The 16505-nt window shown below is 70.7% G+C and carries 17 protein-coding genes and 1 pseudogene; 13 read left to right on the forward strand and 5 right to left on the reverse strand.

The window, feature by feature from the left end; translation table 11 throughout:
* A pseudogene (locus VFM98_RS07975) lies at positions 1–140 on the forward strand (adenylate kinase); the annotation flags it as partial.
* Positions 141–220: 80 nt separating this feature from the next.
* On the opposite strand, the gene VFM98_RS07980 reads toward VFM98_RS07975, so the two are convergent.
* On the reverse strand, positions 221–1159 hold the full coding sequence (locus tag VFM98_RS07980; RefSeq protein WP_325109380.1) for an asparaginase: 939 nt from the start codon (positions 1157–1159) through the stop codon (positions 221–223).
* A gap of 53 nt (positions 1160–1212) precedes the next feature.
* Between VFM98_RS07980 and lexA the strand changes: the two genes are divergently transcribed.
* Positions 1213–1932: a transcriptional repressor LexA gene (gene lexA, locus VFM98_RS07985; RefSeq protein ID WP_325109381.1), complete on the forward strand. Its 720-nt coding sequence runs from the start codon at positions 1213–1215 to the stop codon at positions 1930–1932.
* Between the two features lie 108 nt (positions 1933–2040).
* Entirely contained in the window at positions 2041–2328 is a 288-nt protein-coding gene (locus tag VFM98_RS07990) for a hypothetical protein (RefSeq protein ID WP_325109382.1), read from the forward strand.
* Positions 2329–2452: 124 nt separating this feature from the next.
* Here the strand turns inward: VFM98_RS07990 and VFM98_RS07995 are convergent, their stop codons facing one another.
* Entirely contained in the window at positions 2453–2971 is a 519-nt protein-coding gene (locus VFM98_RS07995; RefSeq protein WP_325109383.1) for a DUF1993 domain-containing protein, read from the reverse strand.
* Positions 2972–3119: 148 nt separating this feature from the next.
* On the opposite strand from VFM98_RS07995, the gene VFM98_RS08000 reads away from it, so the two are divergent.
* Both VFM98_RS08000 and VFM98_RS08005 read left to right on the forward strand, forming a co-directional pair.
* Entirely contained in the window at positions 3120–4127 is a 1008-nt protein-coding gene (locus tag VFM98_RS08000) for a D-2-hydroxyacid dehydrogenase family protein (protein WP_325109384.1), read from the forward strand.
* Positions 4127–5308, forward strand: a complete 1182-nt coding sequence (locus tag VFM98_RS08005) for an MFS transporter (RefSeq protein ID WP_325109385.1) — start codon at positions 4127–4129, stop codon at positions 5306–5308. Before VFM98_RS08000 ends, VFM98_RS08005 begins: the two co-directional genes overlap by 1 nt.
* A 1-nt stretch (position 5309) precedes the next feature.
* On the opposite strand, the gene VFM98_RS08010 is transcribed toward VFM98_RS08005, so the two are convergent.
* Positions 5310–6341, reverse strand: coding sequence for a hypothetical protein (locus VFM98_RS08010; RefSeq protein WP_325109386.1), 1032 nt, complete (start codon positions 6339–6341; stop codon positions 5310–5312).
* An 86-nt stretch (positions 6342–6427) separates the two neighbouring features.
* On the opposite strand from VFM98_RS08010, the gene VFM98_RS08015 reads away from it, so the two are divergent.
* From VFM98_RS08015 to VFM98_RS08035, 5 genes are read left to right on the forward strand one after another with little or no spacing between them, the layout of a single operon-like run.
* Positions 6428–7948 (forward strand): 3-hydroxyacyl-CoA dehydrogenase, encoded by a 1521-nt coding sequence (locus VFM98_RS08015; protein ID WP_325109387.1) that lies wholly within the window; start codon positions 6428–6430, stop codon positions 7946–7948.
* A 3-nt stretch (positions 7949–7951) separates the two neighbouring features.
* Entirely contained in the window at positions 7952–8731 is a 780-nt protein-coding gene (locus VFM98_RS08020; protein ID WP_325109388.1) for an oxepin-CoA hydrolase, alternative type, read from the forward strand.
* Between the two features lie 59 nt (positions 8732–8790).
* Positions 8791–9516: a Crp/Fnr family transcriptional regulator gene (locus tag VFM98_RS08025; RefSeq protein WP_325109389.1), complete on the forward strand. Its 726-nt coding sequence runs from the start codon at positions 8791–8793 to the stop codon at positions 9514–9516.
* Positions 9517–9523: 7 nt separating this feature from the next.
* A complete protein-coding gene (locus VFM98_RS08030; protein WP_325109390.1) occupies positions 9524–10633 on the forward strand; it encodes a phosphotransferase in 1110 nt (369 codons plus the stop codon).
* Between the two features lie 34 nt (positions 10634–10667).
* Positions 10668–11942, forward strand: a complete 1275-nt coding sequence (locus VFM98_RS08035; RefSeq protein ID WP_325109392.1) for an acyl-CoA dehydrogenase family protein — start codon at positions 10668–10670, stop codon at positions 11940–11942.
* 169 nt (positions 11943–12111) lie between these two features.
* Here VFM98_RS08035 and VFM98_RS08040 read toward each other — a convergent pair whose 3' ends face one another.
* Positions 12112–12807, reverse strand: coding sequence for a hypothetical protein (locus VFM98_RS08040; RefSeq protein ID WP_325109393.1), 696 nt, complete (start codon positions 12805–12807; stop codon positions 12112–12114).
* A gap of 56 nt (positions 12808–12863) precedes the next feature.
* On the opposite strand from VFM98_RS08040, the gene VFM98_RS08045 reads away from it, so the two are divergent.
* Positions 12864–13565 carry a glutathione binding-like protein gene (locus tag VFM98_RS08045; protein ID WP_325109394.1) on the forward strand — a complete coding sequence of 234 codons (702 nt, stop codon included), beginning with the start codon at positions 12864–12866 and terminating at the stop codon, positions 13563–13565.
* Between the two features lie 61 nt (positions 13566–13626).
* Here the strand turns inward: VFM98_RS08045 and VFM98_RS08050 are convergent, their stop codons facing one another.
* Positions 13627–14964, reverse strand: coding sequence for an MFS transporter (locus VFM98_RS08050; RefSeq protein WP_325109397.1), 1338 nt, complete (start codon positions 14962–14964; stop codon positions 13627–13629).
* Positions 14965–15151: 187 nt separating this feature from the next.
* Between VFM98_RS08050 and VFM98_RS08055 the strand changes: the two genes are divergently transcribed.
* Positions 15152–16120 carry a recombination-associated protein RdgC gene (locus tag VFM98_RS08055; RefSeq protein WP_325109395.1) on the forward strand — a complete coding sequence of 323 codons (969 nt, stop codon included), beginning with the start codon at positions 15152–15154 and terminating at the stop codon, positions 16118–16120.
* Positions 16121–16175: 55 nt separating this feature from the next.
* A partial coding sequence (locus VFM98_RS08060; RefSeq protein WP_325109396.1) for a TetR family transcriptional regulator occupies positions 16176–16505 on the forward strand: 330 nt, incomplete at its 3' end.

Here is a 16505-nt window from a genome sequence, read left to right on the forward strand (position 1 = left end):
AGACGCGCCCGCTGGTGGAGTACTACAGCAGCTGGGCGAAGGACGACCCGCAGAACGCGCCCAAGGTGCGCAAGATCGACGGCCTGGGCTCGGTCGACGAGATCACCGCGCGGGCGTTGCAGGCGCTGGCGGACTGCTGACGCGCAAGCCGCGCCACTGGCGTGGCGCATCCCGTAGGCTGGTGCTGACCGCGCGCTACGCGCGCCGGAAGCCCAGCGCTTCAGGCCCCCATCAACTCCAGCATCAACGCCACCCGCGCCTTCACCGGCGTGAGGCCCTCCGCCGCCGGCAGGCGATCGCCGGCGTGCGGCAGCACGCGCCCTTGCAGGCAACGCGACGCGCGCCGCACCGCGACGCCCGCCTGTTGCGCCTCCAGCAGCGCCTCCTCCAGGGCGCGATGCACCGTGCCGTTGCCGGTGCCGGCCACCACGATCCCGGGCACGCCGTCCTTCACCAGCGCCCGCACGATCGCCCCGCCCGCGCCCGCGTGGCTCAGCACGATCTCCACCCGCGGCCACTGGCCCGGATCGGGCAGCGTGCCCGCTGCACGCACCGTCCCACCCTGCGGCCACGCGCGCAGCACGCGCAACTGCCCCTCTTCCACATAGGCCACCGGCCCGGCATCCCCCGACGCGAACGCATTCGAGCGGTAGCCGTGCACCTTCTGCACGTCCGCCGCGCCGTGCACGCTGCCCGCGAACACCACGCACACGCCGCGCGCCTCGCCGGAAGCCGCGACCGCAAGCGCATCCACCAGGTTCTGCGGGCCGTCCGCCGCCACCGAGGTGGCGGGCCGCATCGCGCCGGTCAGCACCACGGGCTTCGCCGGCGCCAGCACCTGCTGCAGGAAGAACGCGCTCTCCTCCATCGTGTCGGTGCCGTGCGTGACCACGATGCCGGCCACCTCCGGCTGCGCGAGCCAGTGGGCGCAGCGCTGCGCGAGCGCGCGCCAGACCGCGAAGTCCATGTCCTTGCTGTCGATCTGCGCCACCTGCTCGCCTTCGATGGCGAAGCCGACCGGCCGCGGCAGGCCCGCCAGCAGCTGCTCCACCCCGAGCTGCGCTGCCTGGTAGGCCAGGTTGTCGCTGGCCGATGCGGCGCGGCCGGCGATGGTGCCGCCGGTCGCCAATACCACGAGTTTTCCCTTGTGCCCTTGCATTCGGCTCCAAACTGTTGAAAAATACAGGTACTGGATATCAACACAGTCCCGCCATGGCCATCAACGCTCGCACGCCCGACAGCGCACCGGAGACGGAGTCGCCCGAGGCTCCCAAGCTTACGCCGCGCCAGCAGCAGATCTTCGACCTGATCCAGACGGCGATCGAGCGCACGGGCGCGCCGCCCACCCGCGCCGAGATCGCGGAGGAGCTCGGCTTCAAGTCAGCCAATGCGGCCGAGGAGCACCTGCAGGCGCTGGCGCGCAAGGGCGTGATCGAGCTGGTGAGCGGCACCTCGCGCGGCATCCGCCTGAAGGGCGCGACGCTGCGCGCGATCCAGGAGGCGCGCGTCAAGCAGTTCGATCTGCCCCTGCCCACCCTGCTGCAGTTGGCCCTGCCCCTGGTGGGCCGCGTGGCTGCCGGCTCGCCCATCCTGGCGCAGGAGCACGTGGACAAGACGTACTACGTGGAAAGCGGCCTGTTCCAGCGCCGGCCAGACTACCTGCTCAAGGTACGCGGCATGTCCATGCGCGATGCCGGCATCATGGATGGCGACCTGCTCGCCGTGCAGTCCACCCGCGAGGCCAAGAACGGCCAGATCGTGGTGGCGCGCCTCGGTGACGACGTCACGGTCAAGCGCTTCCGGCGCAACAAGCACCTGATCGAGCTGCATGCCGAGAACCCGGATTTCCCCACCATCGTGGTGGAGCCGGGCGAGCCGTTCGAGATCGAGGGCGTCGCGGTCGGCCTGATCCGCAACACGATGCTCATGTAAGCCACGGCTGCTGGCGCAGGTGGCAGGCGTATGGCGAGGCGTTCGCCATCACCCTGCGGCAGCAGCCCCCGTCCCAATCCTGCCTGTGTCTCTTCCAGGAGCTGTCACATGGCAAGCGCATTCCTCACCTTCTCGCTCTCCCGTCTCGCCGCCGCTTTCCGCGGCTTGTTCGCCGCCCTGGCGCCGCGCACCGGGGATTCGCCCGCCGCGCCGGCGCGCGGGCTGGCAGGGGCGCGCTGCGCCCCCGCGCAGGAGGTCAAGCCGCTGCGCGTCGTGCGCGTGCTGGAGCCGAGCGCCCCGCGCAGCACCGCCGGCCGCATGGTGATCTCGGGCCGCCTGGCCGACGTCTGCGCCGAGCTCGATCGCCTGGCCGCGCTGGAGATGGGCGTCTCGTAGGCTGGCGGTGAACCGCGCCGCCAGGCGCGCTGAACCCCAGCGCTTCGCTGCGCTCGCGCATCGCTGGGGTTCGCATGGCTCACCACCAGCCTACCGGGCCTGCGTCACCCAGGCAGCCACCGCCTCACCGCCCCGCCGCACCCGCCAGGTAATCCGCCTTGCCCAGGTCCACGCCGTTGTGGCGCAGGATGGCGTAGGCGGTGGTGACGTGGAAGAAGAAGTTGGGCAGCGCCCAGGTCGTGAGATAGGCCTGGGCACTCATGGTGAGCGTGCGGTCGCGGCCGGCCGGGAAGGTGATCTGCTTGTCCTCGGTGCCGTCCATGGCACCGGCGGGCACGGTCTCCAGGTAGTCCAGCGTCTTGCGGATGCGCTCCTTCAGCTCGGGAAAGGTCGCTTCCTTGTCCTCGAACTTCGGGGCTTCCACGCCGGAGATGCGGGCCGCGCACAGCTTGGCCGCGTCGCAGGCGATCAGCACCTGGCGCGTGAAGGGCAGCATGTCCGGCGCCAGGCGGTAGGTGGTCAGCGCCGAGGGGTCGAAGTTGCGCGCCTGCGCGCTCGCCTCGCCCTTGTCCAGGATGTGGGCCAGGTTGCGCAGCATGTGCTGGAACACCGGGATGCTCGCCCCGTACATCGACATCGTCATGAAAGATTTCCTTTTCGTCGAAAGGCGCCATCTTAGGAGCGAGCGCCATGTCCCCGCAGGCGGTCCGTTCTGGCTGGCGCGCCACGGCGGCCACCCCGTCTTCCAGCGCGGCCATGGTCCGCGCGGCCCGCAAGGCACAATCGAGGGAATGAACATCGTGATCCTCGACGACTACCAGGATGCCGTGCGCAAGCTGCAGTGCGCCTCCAAGCTGGAAGCCTATCCCGCCAAGGTCTTCACCAACACCGTGAAGGGCATCGGGCAGCTCTCCGTGCGCCTGCGCGACGCCGACGTGATCGTCCTGATCCGTGAACGCACCCACATCACGCGCCAGCTGGTCGAGAAGCTGCCGCGCCTGAAGCTCATTTCCCAGACCGGCCGCGTCGGCGCCCACATCGACGTGGAAGCCTGCACCGAGCGCGGCATCGCGGTGGCCGAGGGCGTGGGCTCGGCGGTCGCGCCGGCCGAACTCACCTGGGCGCTGATCATGGCGGCGATGCGCCGCCTGCCGCAGTACATCAGCAACCTGAAGCACGGCGCCTGGCAGCAGTCCGGCCTCAAGTCCTCCTCCATGCCGCCCAACTTCGGCATCGGCCAGGTGCTGCGCGGCAAGACGCTGGGCATCTGGGGCTACGGCAAGGTCGGCCAGCTGGTGGCCGGCTACGGCAAGGCCTTCGGCATGCGCGTGCAGGTCTGGGGCAGCCCCGAGTCGCGCGCCCGGGCCGAGGCCGACGGCCTGCTGCCCGCCCCCAGCCGCGAGGCCCTGTTCGCCGAAAGCGACGTGCTCACGCTGCAGCTGCGCCTGAACGACGAAACCCTGGGCATCGTGCGGCTGGAGGACCTCAACCGCATGAAGCCCACCTCGCTGCTGGTGAACACCTCGCGCGCGGAGCTGATCGAGCCCGAGGCGCTGATCGCCGCGCTCAACCGCGGCCGCCCGGGCATGGCGGCCATCGACGTGTTCGAAAGCGAGCCGATCCTGCAGGGCCACGCCCTGCTGCGGCTGGAGAACTGCATCTGCACGCCGCACATCGGCTACGTGGAGCAGGAAAGCTACGAGTTGTACTTCGGCGCCGCCTTCGACAACGTGGTGAACTTCATCAAGGGCACGCCCACCAACATCGTCAACCCGGGCGCGCTGCAGGTGCGGCGCTAGTGTCCGCGCTCGCCGCGCCGGCCGCCCGCGAACGGCTGCCCGCCGTGCTGTGGCCGCTGCTGTTCGGCAACTTCGTGATCGGCACCGGCGTGATGGTGGTGGCCGGCACGCTCAACGAGATCAGCCGCGAGCTCGCCGTGCCCGTGTCCACGGCGGGCCAGCTGATCTCGGCCGGCGCGCTGCTGATGTGCGTGGGCGCGCCGCTGCTCGCCGCCGTGGTGGCCGGGTGGGACCGGCGGCGCCTGCTCTCCTGCGCCATGCTCTGGTACGCGCTGATGCACCTGGCGTGCGCCCTCGCGCCCGGCTTCGGCTCGCTGCTCGCGCTGCGCGTGATCGCGCTGGTGCCGCCCGCCATCTTCACGCCCCAGGCCGCGGCCTCGCTGGGCCTGCTGGTGGCGCCGTCGCAGCGCGGGCGCGCCATCACCTTCATCTTCCTCGGCTGGTCGCTCGCCTCGGTGATCGGCATGCCCCTGAGCGCGCTGGTGGGCGGCCTCCTGGGCTGGCGCAGCGCCATGCTGATGGTGGCGGGGCTCAGCCTCCTGAGCGCCGCCTGGGTCTGGCGCGCGCTGCCCGAGGGCGTGAAGCCGCCCGCGCTGTCGCGCGCGGCCTGGCAGCAGACGCTGCGTTCGGGCGCGCTGATGGTCGCCGTGGCCGTGACGGTGCTCTCGGCCGCCGGCCAGTTCGTGCTGTTCTCGTACATGGCGCCCTACCTGCGGCAGCAACTGGGCGTGGCCCCGGGTGCGCTGAGCCTGTACTTCCTATGCTTCGGCGCCTTCGGGCTGGCCGGCAACGTGCTCATGACGCGCCACATCGACCGCCTCGGCGCCGGCCGCGCGGTGATGATCGGCCTGGGCCTGATGGCCGCCAGCATGCTGCTGTTCCCGCTCGGCCTCTCGCTGTCGCTGGTGATGGCGGTCAGCGTGCCGTGGGCGCTGGGCTGCTTCTCCACCAACTCGGCGCAGCAGGCGCGGCTGGTGGGGATGGCGCCGGCGCTCGCCTCTGCGACCGTCGCCCTGAACTCCTCCGCGATCTACGCCGGCCAGGCGATCGGCGCCGCCACCGGCGGCTGGATGATCGCGCGCGGCGGCATGGAGTGGTTGCACTGGGCCGGGCTGGCGGGCCTGCTGGCCTCGATGGCAGCGAGTGCACTGGCAAGCCGCTTCGCGGCAAGCGGGCGCTAGGCTAGAAGCCCCGGGAATCCCTGCCCGAGGCGTCGAACTCCGGCGCCGTCGTCGGCTCGTCCAGGTCGACGTCAAGCACCGGCAGCTCGCTCAGGGCGGCGCTTTCGCTCTCCCCGGCCAGCTCGCCGAGGTCGATGTCGACGCCGAGGCGGGCGGAAGCGGGCGGGATCATCATCCGTTCGCGCTCGGTGCCGGTGGGCCCCGGGGGGTCGGCCAGGCCCTGCTCGTGCGCCTCGAGCAGCGCCCTCGCCTGCGCGTAGTCGCCGAGCGAGTGGTAGAAGGCCACCCGCTCGTGCACGTCGACCGGTTCGTGCACCCCGGCGCCGCCCGCGAGGCTGCCGCCGAAGCCCCCGAACTCCCCGCCCCGCGGCGAAGGCGGTGTCGGCGTGTCTTCGACGAAGATCGGCGCCAGCCCGACGTCGTCCACGGCGGGCGCCGGCGTTCCCTGGTCCGGCGTCGCTGTCAGTGCTCCTTGCCCCGAAACCGGGGTCAGTGCTCCGTCATCCGGCAACGGCGTCGGCGCTCCCGGCGCCTCCCCCCGCACGGGTGCCGGCGGCCCTTCGCGCAGGATCGCCGCCGGCTGGGTGTGCAGCCCCTGTCCCGCCGGGCGCGCGCCCGAGCGCGACGCGCCGTGCTCCTCGAACCAGCGGCCCACGCGCTTCAGGCGCTGCTCGCCATACCAGCGCCAGCCGACCCAGGCGGCCAGCCCCAGCAGCAGCACGGACAGCAGGACGACCAGTGCGCCGGCGATGCTGCGCTCGCCGCGGCTGCGATCGATCTCCGCGCGCAGGCCCGCTACGGCGGCGGCGTTCTGCTGCGCGAGCTCACGCAGTGCCCTCAGTTCCCCTTCCAGCGCCTGCAGGCGCGGCTCCGGCGTGGCGGCGTCCGGCGCCGCCTGCGACGCCACCGGGCGAGCGGCCGGCGCGGCAGCCTGCGCCTGCGACTCGGCGGCCGCGAACGCGCTGCCACCGCACGCGATCGACCAGACGCACGCGGCAAGCCCCAGGGCACGGCCGTTTACTTTAGGAAACATGGAAGGGCCCATTCTAGGCACCGCGCGCCGCCGGCCTCCGAAAACTTGAGCCCGGGGCCCGTTGCGCGCACGGGGATAATGCCCGCATGGAGACTCCTTACAACACGATCGGCATCGCAGGTGCCGGCGCCATGGGCCGGGGCATCGCGCAGATCGCCGCCCAGTCCGGCAGCACCGTGCGGCTCTACGACACCCAGCCCGAGGCCGTGCAGCGCGCGGTGCGGGAACTCGGCGCGCAATGGGACCGCCTGCAGGAAAAAGGCCGCATGGACGCCGCCGCGGTGCAGGCCGCGAAGCAGCGCGTGCAGCCCGCCGCCAGCCTGCAGGAGCTGGCCGACTGCGCGCTGGTGATCGAAGCCGTGATCGAGCGGCTCGATGTCAAGAAGGCGCTGTTCGCGCAGCTCGAGGACATCGTGGGGCCGGAGGCCGTGCTGGCCACCAACACCTCGTCGCTCTCGGTCACCGCGATCGCCAACGGGCTGCGGCGGCCGCAGCGCGTGGCCGGCTACCACTTCTTCAACCCGGTGCCGCTGATGAAGGTGGTGGAGGTGATCGCCGGCCTGAAGACCGATCCCGCCGTCTGCGAAGGCCTCACCGCCTATGCGAAGCAGATGGGCCACACGCCGGTGCAGGCGCAGGATTCGCCCGGCTTCATCGTCAACCACGCAGGCCGCGGCTACAACACCGAGGCGCTGCGCATCGCCAGCGAAGGCGTGGCCGATTTCGCCACCATCGACCGCATCCTGCGCGACCAGGCCGGCTTCCGCCTCGGCCCCTTCGAGCTGATGGACCTCACCGGGCTGGACGTGTCGCACCCGGTGATGGAGTCGATCTACCGCCAGTACTACGACGAGCCGCGCTACCGCCCGAGCGCGATCGCGGCCCAGCGCGTGGCCGGCGGCGTGCTGGGGCGCAAGACCTCGGAGGGCTTCTACCGCTACGCCGAAGGCAAGCAACAGGTGCCGCCCGAGCCGCCCGCGCCCGCGGTGCAGGAGATCCCGCCGGTGTGGGTTTCCACCCGCGCCGCCCGCCGCGCCGAGCTGTACCAGCTGCTGAAGGACCTGGGCGCCAAGGTGGAGACGGGCCAGTCGCCCTCGGCCCAGGCGCTCACGCTGGTGGCGCCGCTCGGCTTCGACGTCACCACCGTCGCCGTGGTGGAACGGCTCGATCCCGCCCGCACGGTGGGCATCGACCTGCTGATCGAGGACAGCGCCACCAAGCGCCGCGTGCTGGCCACCAATCCCGCCACCCGCGCCGACATGCGCGACGCCGCCCACGCCCTGTTCGCGCGCGACGGCAAGCCGGTCAGCGTGATCCGCGATTCGGGCGGCTTCGTCACCCAGCGCGTGGTGGCCACCATCGTCAACATCGCCGCCGACATGTGCCAGCAGCGCGTCTGCTCGCCGCGCGACCTGGAGACGGCCGTGACCCTGGGCCTGGGCTACCCGCTCGGCCCGCTGGCCATGGGCGACCGCTGGGGCCCGACCAACATCCTCGAAGTGCTGTTCAACCTGCAGACGGTCTACGGCGATCCGCGCTACCGCCCCAGCCCGTGGCTGCGCCGGCGTGGCGCCATCGGACTGTCGCTGCTGCAAGAGGAAGCCTGAACGATGGCCGCCGAACTGAAAAGCGCCACCCAGGGCCGCACCATGGTCCTGACCATCAGCAATCCGGAGATGCGCAACGCGCTCGGGCCGGAGATCTATGCCGCGGGCGTCGAGGCCCTCAACGTCGCCGACAGCAACCCCGAGGTGCGCAGCGTCGTGATCACCGGCGAGGGCAGCACCTTCTGCGCCGGCGGCAACCTGCAGCGCCTGCTGGCCAACCGCGCCCAGCCGCGCGAAGTGCAGGCCCAGTCGATCGACGGCCTGCACGGCTGGATCGAGGCGATCCGCACCTTCCCCAAGCCGGTGATCGCCGCGGTCGAAGGCGCGGCCGCCGGGGCGGGCTTCTCGCTGGCACTGGCCTGCGACTTCCTGGTGGCCGCGGAAGACGCGGTGTTCGTCATGGCCTACAGCAGCGTGGGGCTGTCGCCCGACGGCGGCGGCAGCTGGAGCCTGGTGCAGGCGCTGCCGCGCCAGGCCGTCAACGAGCTGCTGATGTTCGGCGAACGCATCGGGCCGCTGCGGCTGCAGCAGTTCGGCATGGTCAACCGCGTGAGCGCGCCCGGCGGCGCGCTGCAGGACGCGCTGGCCCTGGCCGAGCGCCTGAACGAGCGGGCACCCAACGCGATCGCCAGCATCAAGGAGCTGGTCAACGATGCGGCCGTCGCGCCGCTCGACCGCCACCTCGCATCGGAGCGCGAGCACTTCGTGCGCAACCTGTACCACGCCAACGGCGGGATCGGCATCCAGGCCTTCCTCGCCCGGCAGAAGCCGGAGTACCCGTGAGAATCAGCACGGTCCCCCAAGCGACAGAAACGGGCCCGCAGTCGCTCACAAGACAGACCATGGACGACCCGATTCTTACCATCGAGGAACGCGCGGCCATCAACAATGGCCGCTGGTTTTCCTCCCTCTCGCCATCGCTGCGCCACGACATCCTCCGATGTGCCTTCGTCAAACGCTTCAAGGACGGCGAGCTGATCTGCGCGCGCGGCGACCCGGCCGAATTCTGGAGCGCGGTGGCGCGCGGCGCGGTGCGCGTGAGTTCGACCTCCATCACCGGCAAGCAGGTCACGCTCACCTACGTCGAGCCGGGGATCTGGTTCGGTGACGTCGCCATCTTCGACGGCGAGCGCCGCACGCACGACGCCTATGCGCACGGCGACACCACGATGCTGCTCGTCTCGCGGGCGGACCTGCAGAAGATCCTGGCGCAGCACGTGGAGCTGTACGAGGCGCTGCTCAAGCTGCAGGCGCGCCGCGTGCGCCAGCTGTTCGGGCTGGTCGAGGACCTCAACACGCTGCCGCTGCGCGCGCGTCTCGCCAAGCAGCTGGTGCACCTGGTGCGCAGCTACGGCGTGCCGTCGCTCGCCGACGGGCGCGAGGTGCGCATCGGCCTGCAGCTCGCGCAGGAGGAGCTCGCCCAGCTGCTCGGCGCCTCGCGCCAGCGCGTCAACCAGGAACTCAAGCAGATGGAGCGCGAGGACGTGATCCGCATCGAACCGGGCGGGCTCGTCGTGCGCAACCGCGAGAGCCTGATGCGCATCGTCGAAGCCGACAACGAGAAGTGAGCCGGCCATGAGCGAGCAGAACTTCGATCATTTCGTCGGCACCCGGCCGGTGAGCGAGCGCCATGCGTTCGACGTGGACGCGCTCACCGCCTGGCTGGAGAAGAACCTGGAGGGCTTCCGCGGCCCCTTGAGCGTGGAGATGTTCAAGGGCGGCCAGTCCAACCCCACCTACAAGCTCGTGACGCCTGGGCGCAGCTACGTGATGCGCGCCAAGCCGGGGCCGGTGGCGAAGCTGCTGCCCTCGGCCCATGCGGTGGAGCGCGAGTTCGCCGTGATGCGCGGCCTCGCCGGCACCGGCGTGCCGGTGCCGCGCATGGAGGTGCTGTGCGAGGACGAGTCGGTGATCGGCCGCGCCTTCTACGTCATGGAGTTCATGCAGGGCCGCGTGCTGTGGGACCAGGCCCTGCCCGGCATGACGCCCGGGCAGCGCGCCGAGATCTACGACGAGATGAACCGCGTGATCGCGGCGCTGCACACGGTGGACTTCGCCGCGCGCGGGCTGGCGGGCTACGGCAAGCCGGGCAACTACTTCGAGCGCCAGATCGGCCGCTGGAGCAAGCAGTACAAGGCCTCCACCGACGGCGCCGGCCCCCTGAGCCAGCCCATCCCCGAGATGGAGCAGCTGCTCGAATGGCTGCCGGCGCACGTCCCGCCGGCCGCGCGCGACGAGACCAAGGTGTCGATCGTGCATGGCGACTACCGCCTCGACAACCTGATGTTCCACCCGCAGGAGCCGCGCGTCGTCGCCGTGCTGGACTGGGAGCTGTCGACGCTGGGCCACCCCTTCGCCGACTTCAGCTACCACTGCATGTCCTGGCACATCCCGCACGGCGCCTTCCGCGGCATCGCCGACCTGGACCTGCGCGCGCTGGGCATCCCGGGCGAGGACGAATACATCCGCCGCTACTGCGAGCGCACCGGCCTGGCGACGGTGGCCGACCTCAAGGCGGACTGGAACTTCTACCTCGCCTACAACCTGTTCCGCATCGCGGCGATCCTGCAGGGCATCGCGAAGCGCTACGAGGCCGGCACCGCCTCCAGCCCGCAGGCCGCCGACGCCGGCAGCCGCGCGCGGCCGATGGCGGAACTGGCCTGGCACTTCGCCCGACGCGCCTGACCGAACCCCACCTTCCAAGAGGAGCTACAGCATCATGGACTTCGAATACTCGGCCAAGACCAAGGAACTCCAGGCGCGCCTGCAGAAGTTCATGGACGACAACGTCTATCCCAACGAGGGCACGTACAAGAAGCAGCTGGCGGCCAACACCGAGGCCGGCAAGCGCTGGACGCCGATCCCGATCATCGAGCAGCTCAAGCCCAAGGCGCGCGCGGCGGGCCTGTGGAACCTGTTCCTGCCGGTCGACAGCGCGCAGCACTCCGGCTACGACGGCGCCGGCCTGACCAACCTGGAATACGCGCCGCTGGCCGAGATCATGGGCCGCGTGCCATGGTCCTCCGAGGTCTTCAACTGCTCGGCGCCCGACACCGGCAACATGGAGACGCTGGCGCGCTACGGCTCCGAGGAGATCAAGGCGAAGTGGCTCAAGCCGCTGCTGGAAGGCGAGATCCGCTCCGCCTTCGCGATGACGGAGCCCGAGGTCGCCTCCTCGGACGCCACCAACATCCAGACCCGCATCGAGCGTGACGGCGACCACTACGTGATCAACGGCCACAAGTGGTGGATCTCCGGCGCGCCCGATCCGCGCTGCAAGGTCTACATCACCATGGGCAAGACCGACCCGGACGCGCCCCGGCACTCGCAGCAGAGCATGATCGTGGTGCCGGCGGACACGCCCGGCATCCGCATCGTGCGGCCGCTGGACGTGTTCGGCTACGACGACGCGCCGCACGGCCACGCCGAGATGGTCTTCGAGAACGTCAAGGTGCCGGCGGGCAACATCCTGCTGGGCGAAGGGCGCGGCTTCGAGATCGCGCAGGGCCGCCTGGGGCCGGGGCGCATCCACCACTGCATGCGCCTGATCGGCCTGGCCGAGCGCGCGCTGGAGCGGATGTGCAAGCGGTCGCTGGAGCGCGTGGCCTTCGGCAAGCCGGTGGCGCAGCAGACGGTGACGCAGGAGCGCATCGCCGAGGCGCGCTGCAAGATCGACATGGCGCGCCTGCTGACGCTCAAGGCCGCCTGGATGATGGACGTGGCCGGCAACAAGGTGGCCCGCACCGAGATCGCGATGATCAAGGTGGTGGCGCCGAACATGGCCTGCCAGGTGATCGACTGGGCGATCCAGGCCCACGGCGGCGGCGGCGTCTCGGGCGCCTTCCCGCTGGCGCAGGCCTATGCCCACGCCCGCACGCTGCGCTTCGCCGACGGCCCGGACGAAGTGCACCGCAACGCGATCGCGAAGTGGGAGCTGGGCAAGTACGGCAGCGGCGGCCGCGATGCGCCCGTTCCTGTGACGCGGGGGGCCTGATTAGGGCTGGTGCGGAGGCGGGGCAGATTGAACGCAAAAGCCGCAAAAGGAAGACCAAAGCCGCAGAAAACAGCCATCCTCAAGAGGATGTTTTCTGCGGCTTTTGCGTCACTTTTGCGGCTTTTGCGTTAAGAACGGGTCGATCAAGCGCGGCCTCTCGGGCGGCCTCCTATCGGGCCGCCGTGCCGAACGCGCCCAGCGCGCTCTCGCACGCGGCGGTGAAGACGTCGGTGGCGTGATCGAGCGTGCTGGTGAGCGCGGGCTGGTACTGCATGCGCAGGTAGCACTTGCCGCGCACCAGCACGATCATGAAGGGCACGTGCTTGCCTGGCGCCGGCGCGGGCCAGGCCCGCAGCAGGTCCACCAGCGCGTCGTCCACCCAGGCCAGCGCATGTTCGCGCTGGTCGGCCAGCACCGCATAGCTGGCCCAGAAGGCATCGGGCACGCCCTCCCAGCCGATCTCGTCGTACATGGCCAGCCAGCGCATCTCCTCGGGCAGGTGCGGGTCGGCCGTGGTCTGGAGCGTGTCGGTGATCATGCTGTAGGCGCGCCGCTCGAGCGCGTCCTTCAGCGGGCGGTTGATGATCATCGCGCCGACGTTCTCGAACACGCCCAGTTCGGCGCGGGCCCGCAATTCCTCGCCGCGGATGTAGTCGCGGGCGGGCTTGCCCAGCTCCATGCGCCAGGGATGGCCGCCGACCTTGCCGTGCATCGACACCGTGTGGCCCAGGGCGCCGGTGGAAAAGCTCATGCCGCGCGACGCCGCCCATTCCGACACCGGCCCGTGCGCCGACAGCAGGGAGGCCTGCTCGCCCTCGCGTTCCCGGCTCTCGCGGTGGAAGACTTTCCGGATGCGGTCGAACATGCGGCTGCGGTTTGCCCTAAAGTTCCCCATCATAAGTTGAAACAGGAGGTTTCCGCGTGGCGACGATCGACGTTTATTCCTGGCCGACGCCGAACGGGCACAAGGTCCACATCATGCTGGAGGAGTGCGGCCTTCCGTACCAGGCGATCCCGGTGAACATCGGGGCGGGCGAGCAGTTCAAGTCCGAGTTCCTGGCCATCAGCCCGAACAACAAGATCCCCGCGATCGTCGATCCCGAAGGCCCCGACGGCGAGCCCATCTCGCTGTTCGAGTCCGGCGCGATCCTGGTGTATCTGGCGGCCAAGACGGGCCGCTTCCTGCCTGCCGGCGACCGCGCGAAATACGAGGTGCTGCAGTGGCTGATGTTCCAGATGGGAGGCGTCGGCCCCATGCTGGGCCAGTGCCACCACTTCCGCGTGTATGCGCCCGAGAAGCTCCCCTACGCCATCGACCGCTACACCAACGAGGCGAAGCGCCTGTACGGCGTGATCGACAAGCGGCTGGCGCAAAGCGAGTGGCTCGGAGGTGCGGAGTACTCGATCGCGGACATCGCCACCTTCCCCTGGCTGCGCAGCTGGCAGAACCAGGGCGTGGTGCTGCAGGAGTATCCGAACCTGGAGCGCTGGTTCCACGCGATCGAGGAGCGCCCCGCCGTGCAGCGCGGCGTGAAGGTGCTGGCGGAGCTCCGCAAGCCGATCACCGAAGACCCCAAGGCGCGCGAGATCCTGTTCGGCGCGACGCAGTACCAGCGGCGGTGACTCGATGCGCGCAGGCGGATTCGCAGGCTGGAGCTGAGCGCCGAAGGCCGAAGCCCAGCGATCAAACCGCCCGCAGCCGCAGGAAGCTGAAACTCGCCGAAGCCGCCGCCAGCGCGGCGGCCAGCCCCAGCGCGATCGCCGGCCCGCCGCCCTGCACCCCGGCGACGCTGAAGATCAGCCCCAGGATCACCGCGCCGCCCGTCTGGCCCGTGAGGCGCGCCGTTCCCAGCATGCCGCTGGCCGCACCGGCGCGCTGCAGGGGCGCGCTGGTCACGATGGTGTGGTTGTTGGGCGACTGGAACAGCCCGAAGCCGGCCCCGCACACCAGCAGCGGCACGATCATCTGCCAGTCGGCCGGATGCGCGGGCAGGAGCGCGAGCCACAGCAGCCCCACGGCCAGCACGCCCTGCCCGATGCCCCCCAGCATGCCGGCGGCGTAGTGCGACAGCAGCCGCCCCGCGACGGGGGCCATCACCACCACGCCGGCGGGCCAGGCCGTGATGATCAGGCCGGCGGCCAGGTGGCTGCGGCCCTGCCCCTGCAGCAGCAGGAAGGGCAGCGCGATGAAGGCCAGGGTCTGCGCCGCGAAGGCGGTGACCGAGGTGCACATCGACAGCGCGAACACGGGGATGCGCAGCAGGTCCACCGGGAACAGCGGCGCCGGCTGCCGCAGCTGGCCGCGCACGTAGATCCAGCCCACCAGCGCGCCGGCCGCCATCAGGCCCAGGGCCGCCGCCAGCGTGCCGCCTTCCGCCACGCCGCCGTGGCGCGCGCCGAAGGCGTCCGCGCCCAGGAAGACCAGCGAGAACATCGCGATGTTCAGGGCCACCTCGGTGGGCCGCAGCGGCGGGCCTCCGAGGCGCGGCGGGCTGGAGGGCAAGGCGCGGCGGCCGATCCACATCAGCGCGGCCCCGAGCGGGATCTGGATCAGGAACAGCCACGGCCACGAGGCCACCGACAGCACCAGCGCGGCGACGCTCGGGCCGGCCACCGAGGAGGTCGCCACCACCACGGAATTGAGCGCGAGCCCGCGTCCCAGCACCGCGGTGGGATACGTCAGGCGCACCAGCGCCGCGTTCACGGCCATCATGCCGGCCGAACCCAGGCCCTGCACCGCGCGCGCAGCGGCCAGCAAGCCCAGCGAGGGCGCCAGCACGCAGCCGAGCGAAGCCACCGTGAAGACCGCCAGGCCGACCAGGTACACGCGCCGGTAGCCCACCCGCTCGCCCAGCTTGGCGCAGGGCAGCAGCAGGCCCAGGGTGGCGAGCTGGTAGGCGTTGACGACCCACACCGCGGAGTGGGCCTCGGCGCCGAAATGCCGCGTGATGTCCGGCAGGGCCAGGTTCAAGAGGGTGGAATCGAGCACCGTCAGCGCGATGCCCAGGAGGATGGCCGCCATCGCCCAGTAGCGTTCGGGCACGGGCAGGCCGTCGGGGACGACCGGGCTCCCCCATTCGGTCTTCTTCTGCACCGGCGGGAGTGTAGATGTTTGCATGCAAACAGGCTGGCGCGGGGACTTTGCGGGCCCCTACAATTCCGCTTCCGCGGCGCAGCCGTTGCGCGCCGCGTCTTTTTTTCCATCCCCGATGTTCAAGAACGCCTGTTTCTTCCGGGTCGCGGAGGATTTCGTCCTGCCCGACCTCGCCGCCCTCGAGCGCGTGCTGCACAAGGCCCGCTTCGTGCCCTGCGGCCCCACCCAGCCCGAATCCGCCGGCTGGGTGCCGCCGCGCGGCAACAAGAGCAAGGTGCTGGCCGAATCCGTCGCCGGCCACCTGATCCTGAAGCAGTGCACCGAGAAGCGCGCGGTGCCCGCGTCGGCCGTGAAGGCGGCCGTCGAGGAAAAGGTGGAGCGCTACAAGCAGGAGACCGGCAACGAGCGCGTGCCGGCCAAGCTGAAGAAGGAATTCAAGGAGGAGGTCCTGCTGGACCTGCTGCCGCGCGCGTTCAGCAAGCGCAGCACCACCCTGCTCTGGCTCGACGCCCGCGAGCGCCTGCTGGTGGTGGATGCCGGCAGCCTGGCCGGCGCCGACCGCATCGTCTCCTCCTTCCTCGCCGCGCTGCTGGAAGTGCCGGGCGCCGGCCCGGCGCTGGACCTGCAGCTGGTGCAGACGCAGACCTCGCCGGCGGCCTCGATGGCGCACTGGCTCTCCACCCGCGAGGCGCCGTGGCGCTTCAGCGTGGACCGCGACTGCGAGCTGAAGGCGGCCGACGAACAGAAGTCCGCCGTGCGTTATTCCCGCCACACGCTGGAGATCGACGAGGTGGCGCAGCACATCGCCGCCGGCAAGGTGCCGACCCAGCTCGCCATGACGTGGAACGAGCGGGTCTCCTTCGTCCTCAGCGAAGCCGGCCAGATCCGCAAGCTCAAGATGCTGGACGTGGTGGTGAAGGAAGCCGAGGACACCAGGGGCAAGGACGACGAGGGCTTCGACACCAATGCGGCGATCCTCACCGGCGAACTGTCGGCCCTGATCCCCGACCTGCTGGAGGCGCTGGGCGGCGAACTGTCGCCGGGCACGGCACCGGTGAACGAAGCCGAGGCCCTGGCCGCCTGAACCCCCTTCCCTGCCGCGCGCCTCCTGTGGCAGCATGGCTGCGGGAGGTGCCGCCATGCAGGCAGAAGCCCAGGTCGCCCGGAGCGCCATCCTCGAAGTGGCGCTGCAGCTCGCCGAACGCAGCAGCTGGGACGCGATCCACCTGTACGAGGTGGCGCGCGAGATGGGGATCGGCCTGGCCGACATCCAGCGCCACTTCCCCAACAAGGACGCGATCGCGGAGGCCTGGTTCGACCTGGCCGATGCCGCGCTGCTGCGGCTGGCGCAGACCCCCGGCTGGCTGCAGCTGCCGGTGCGCGAGCGGCTGCAGGACGCGTACACCGAGTGGCTCGAGACGCTGGCGCCGCACCGGCGGATCACGCGCGAGATGCTGGGCTACAAGCTG

Source organism: Ramlibacter sp. (assembly GCF_035706265.1).
In the GTDB taxonomy this organism is placed as follows: Bacteria; Pseudomonadota; Gammaproteobacteria; order Burkholderiales; family Burkholderiaceae_C; genus Ramlibacter.

Excerpts from the sequence above, each read along its gene's own strand:
- VFM98_RS07980 (WP_325109380.1), bottom strand. The coding sequence starts at position 1,159 with ATGCAAGGGCACAAGGGAAAACTCGTGGTATTGGCGACCGGCGGCACC.
- lexA (WP_325109381.1), top strand. The coding sequence starts at position 1,213 with ATGGCCATCAACGCTCGCACGCCCGACAGCGCACCGGAGACGGAGTCG.
- VFM98_RS07990 (WP_325109382.1), top strand. The coding sequence starts at position 2,041 with ATGGCAAGCGCATTCCTCACCTTCTCGCTCTCCCGTCTCGCCGCCGCT.
- VFM98_RS07995 (WP_325109383.1), bottom strand. The coding sequence starts at position 2,971 with ATGACGATGTCGATGTACGGGGCGAGCATCCCGGTGTTCCAGCACATG.
- VFM98_RS08000 (WP_325109384.1), top strand. The coding sequence starts at position 3,120 with ATGAACATCGTGATCCTCGACGACTACCAGGATGCCGTGCGCAAGCTG.
- VFM98_RS08010 (WP_325109386.1), bottom strand. The coding sequence starts at position 6,341 with ATGTTTCCTAAAGTAAACGGCCGTGCCCTGGGGCTTGCCGCGTGCGTC.
- VFM98_RS08015 (WP_325109387.1), top strand. The coding sequence starts at position 6,428 with ATGGAGACTCCTTACAACACGATCGGCATCGCAGGTGCCGGCGCCATG.
- VFM98_RS08020 (WP_325109388.1), top strand. The coding sequence starts at position 7,952 with ATGGCCGCCGAACTGAAAAGCGCCACCCAGGGCCGCACCATGGTCCTG.
- VFM98_RS08025 (WP_325109389.1), top strand. The coding sequence starts at position 8,791 with ATGGACGACCCGATTCTTACCATCGAGGAACGCGCGGCCATCAACAAT.
- VFM98_RS08030 (WP_325109390.1), top strand. The coding sequence starts at position 9,524 with ATGAGCGAGCAGAACTTCGATCATTTCGTCGGCACCCGGCCGGTGAGC.
- VFM98_RS08035 (WP_325109392.1), top strand. The coding sequence starts at position 10,668 with ATGGACTTCGAATACTCGGCCAAGACCAAGGAACTCCAGGCGCGCCTG.
- VFM98_RS08040 (WP_325109393.1), bottom strand. The coding sequence starts at position 12,807 with ATGTTCGACCGCATCCGGAAAGTCTTCCACCGCGAGAGCCGGGAACGC.
- VFM98_RS08050 (WP_325109397.1), bottom strand. The coding sequence starts at position 14,964 with ATGGCGGCCATCCTCCTGGGCATCGCGCTGACGGTGCTCGATTCCACC.
- VFM98_RS08055 (WP_325109395.1), top strand. The coding sequence starts at position 15,152 with ATGTTCAAGAACGCCTGTTTCTTCCGGGTCGCGGAGGATTTCGTCCTG.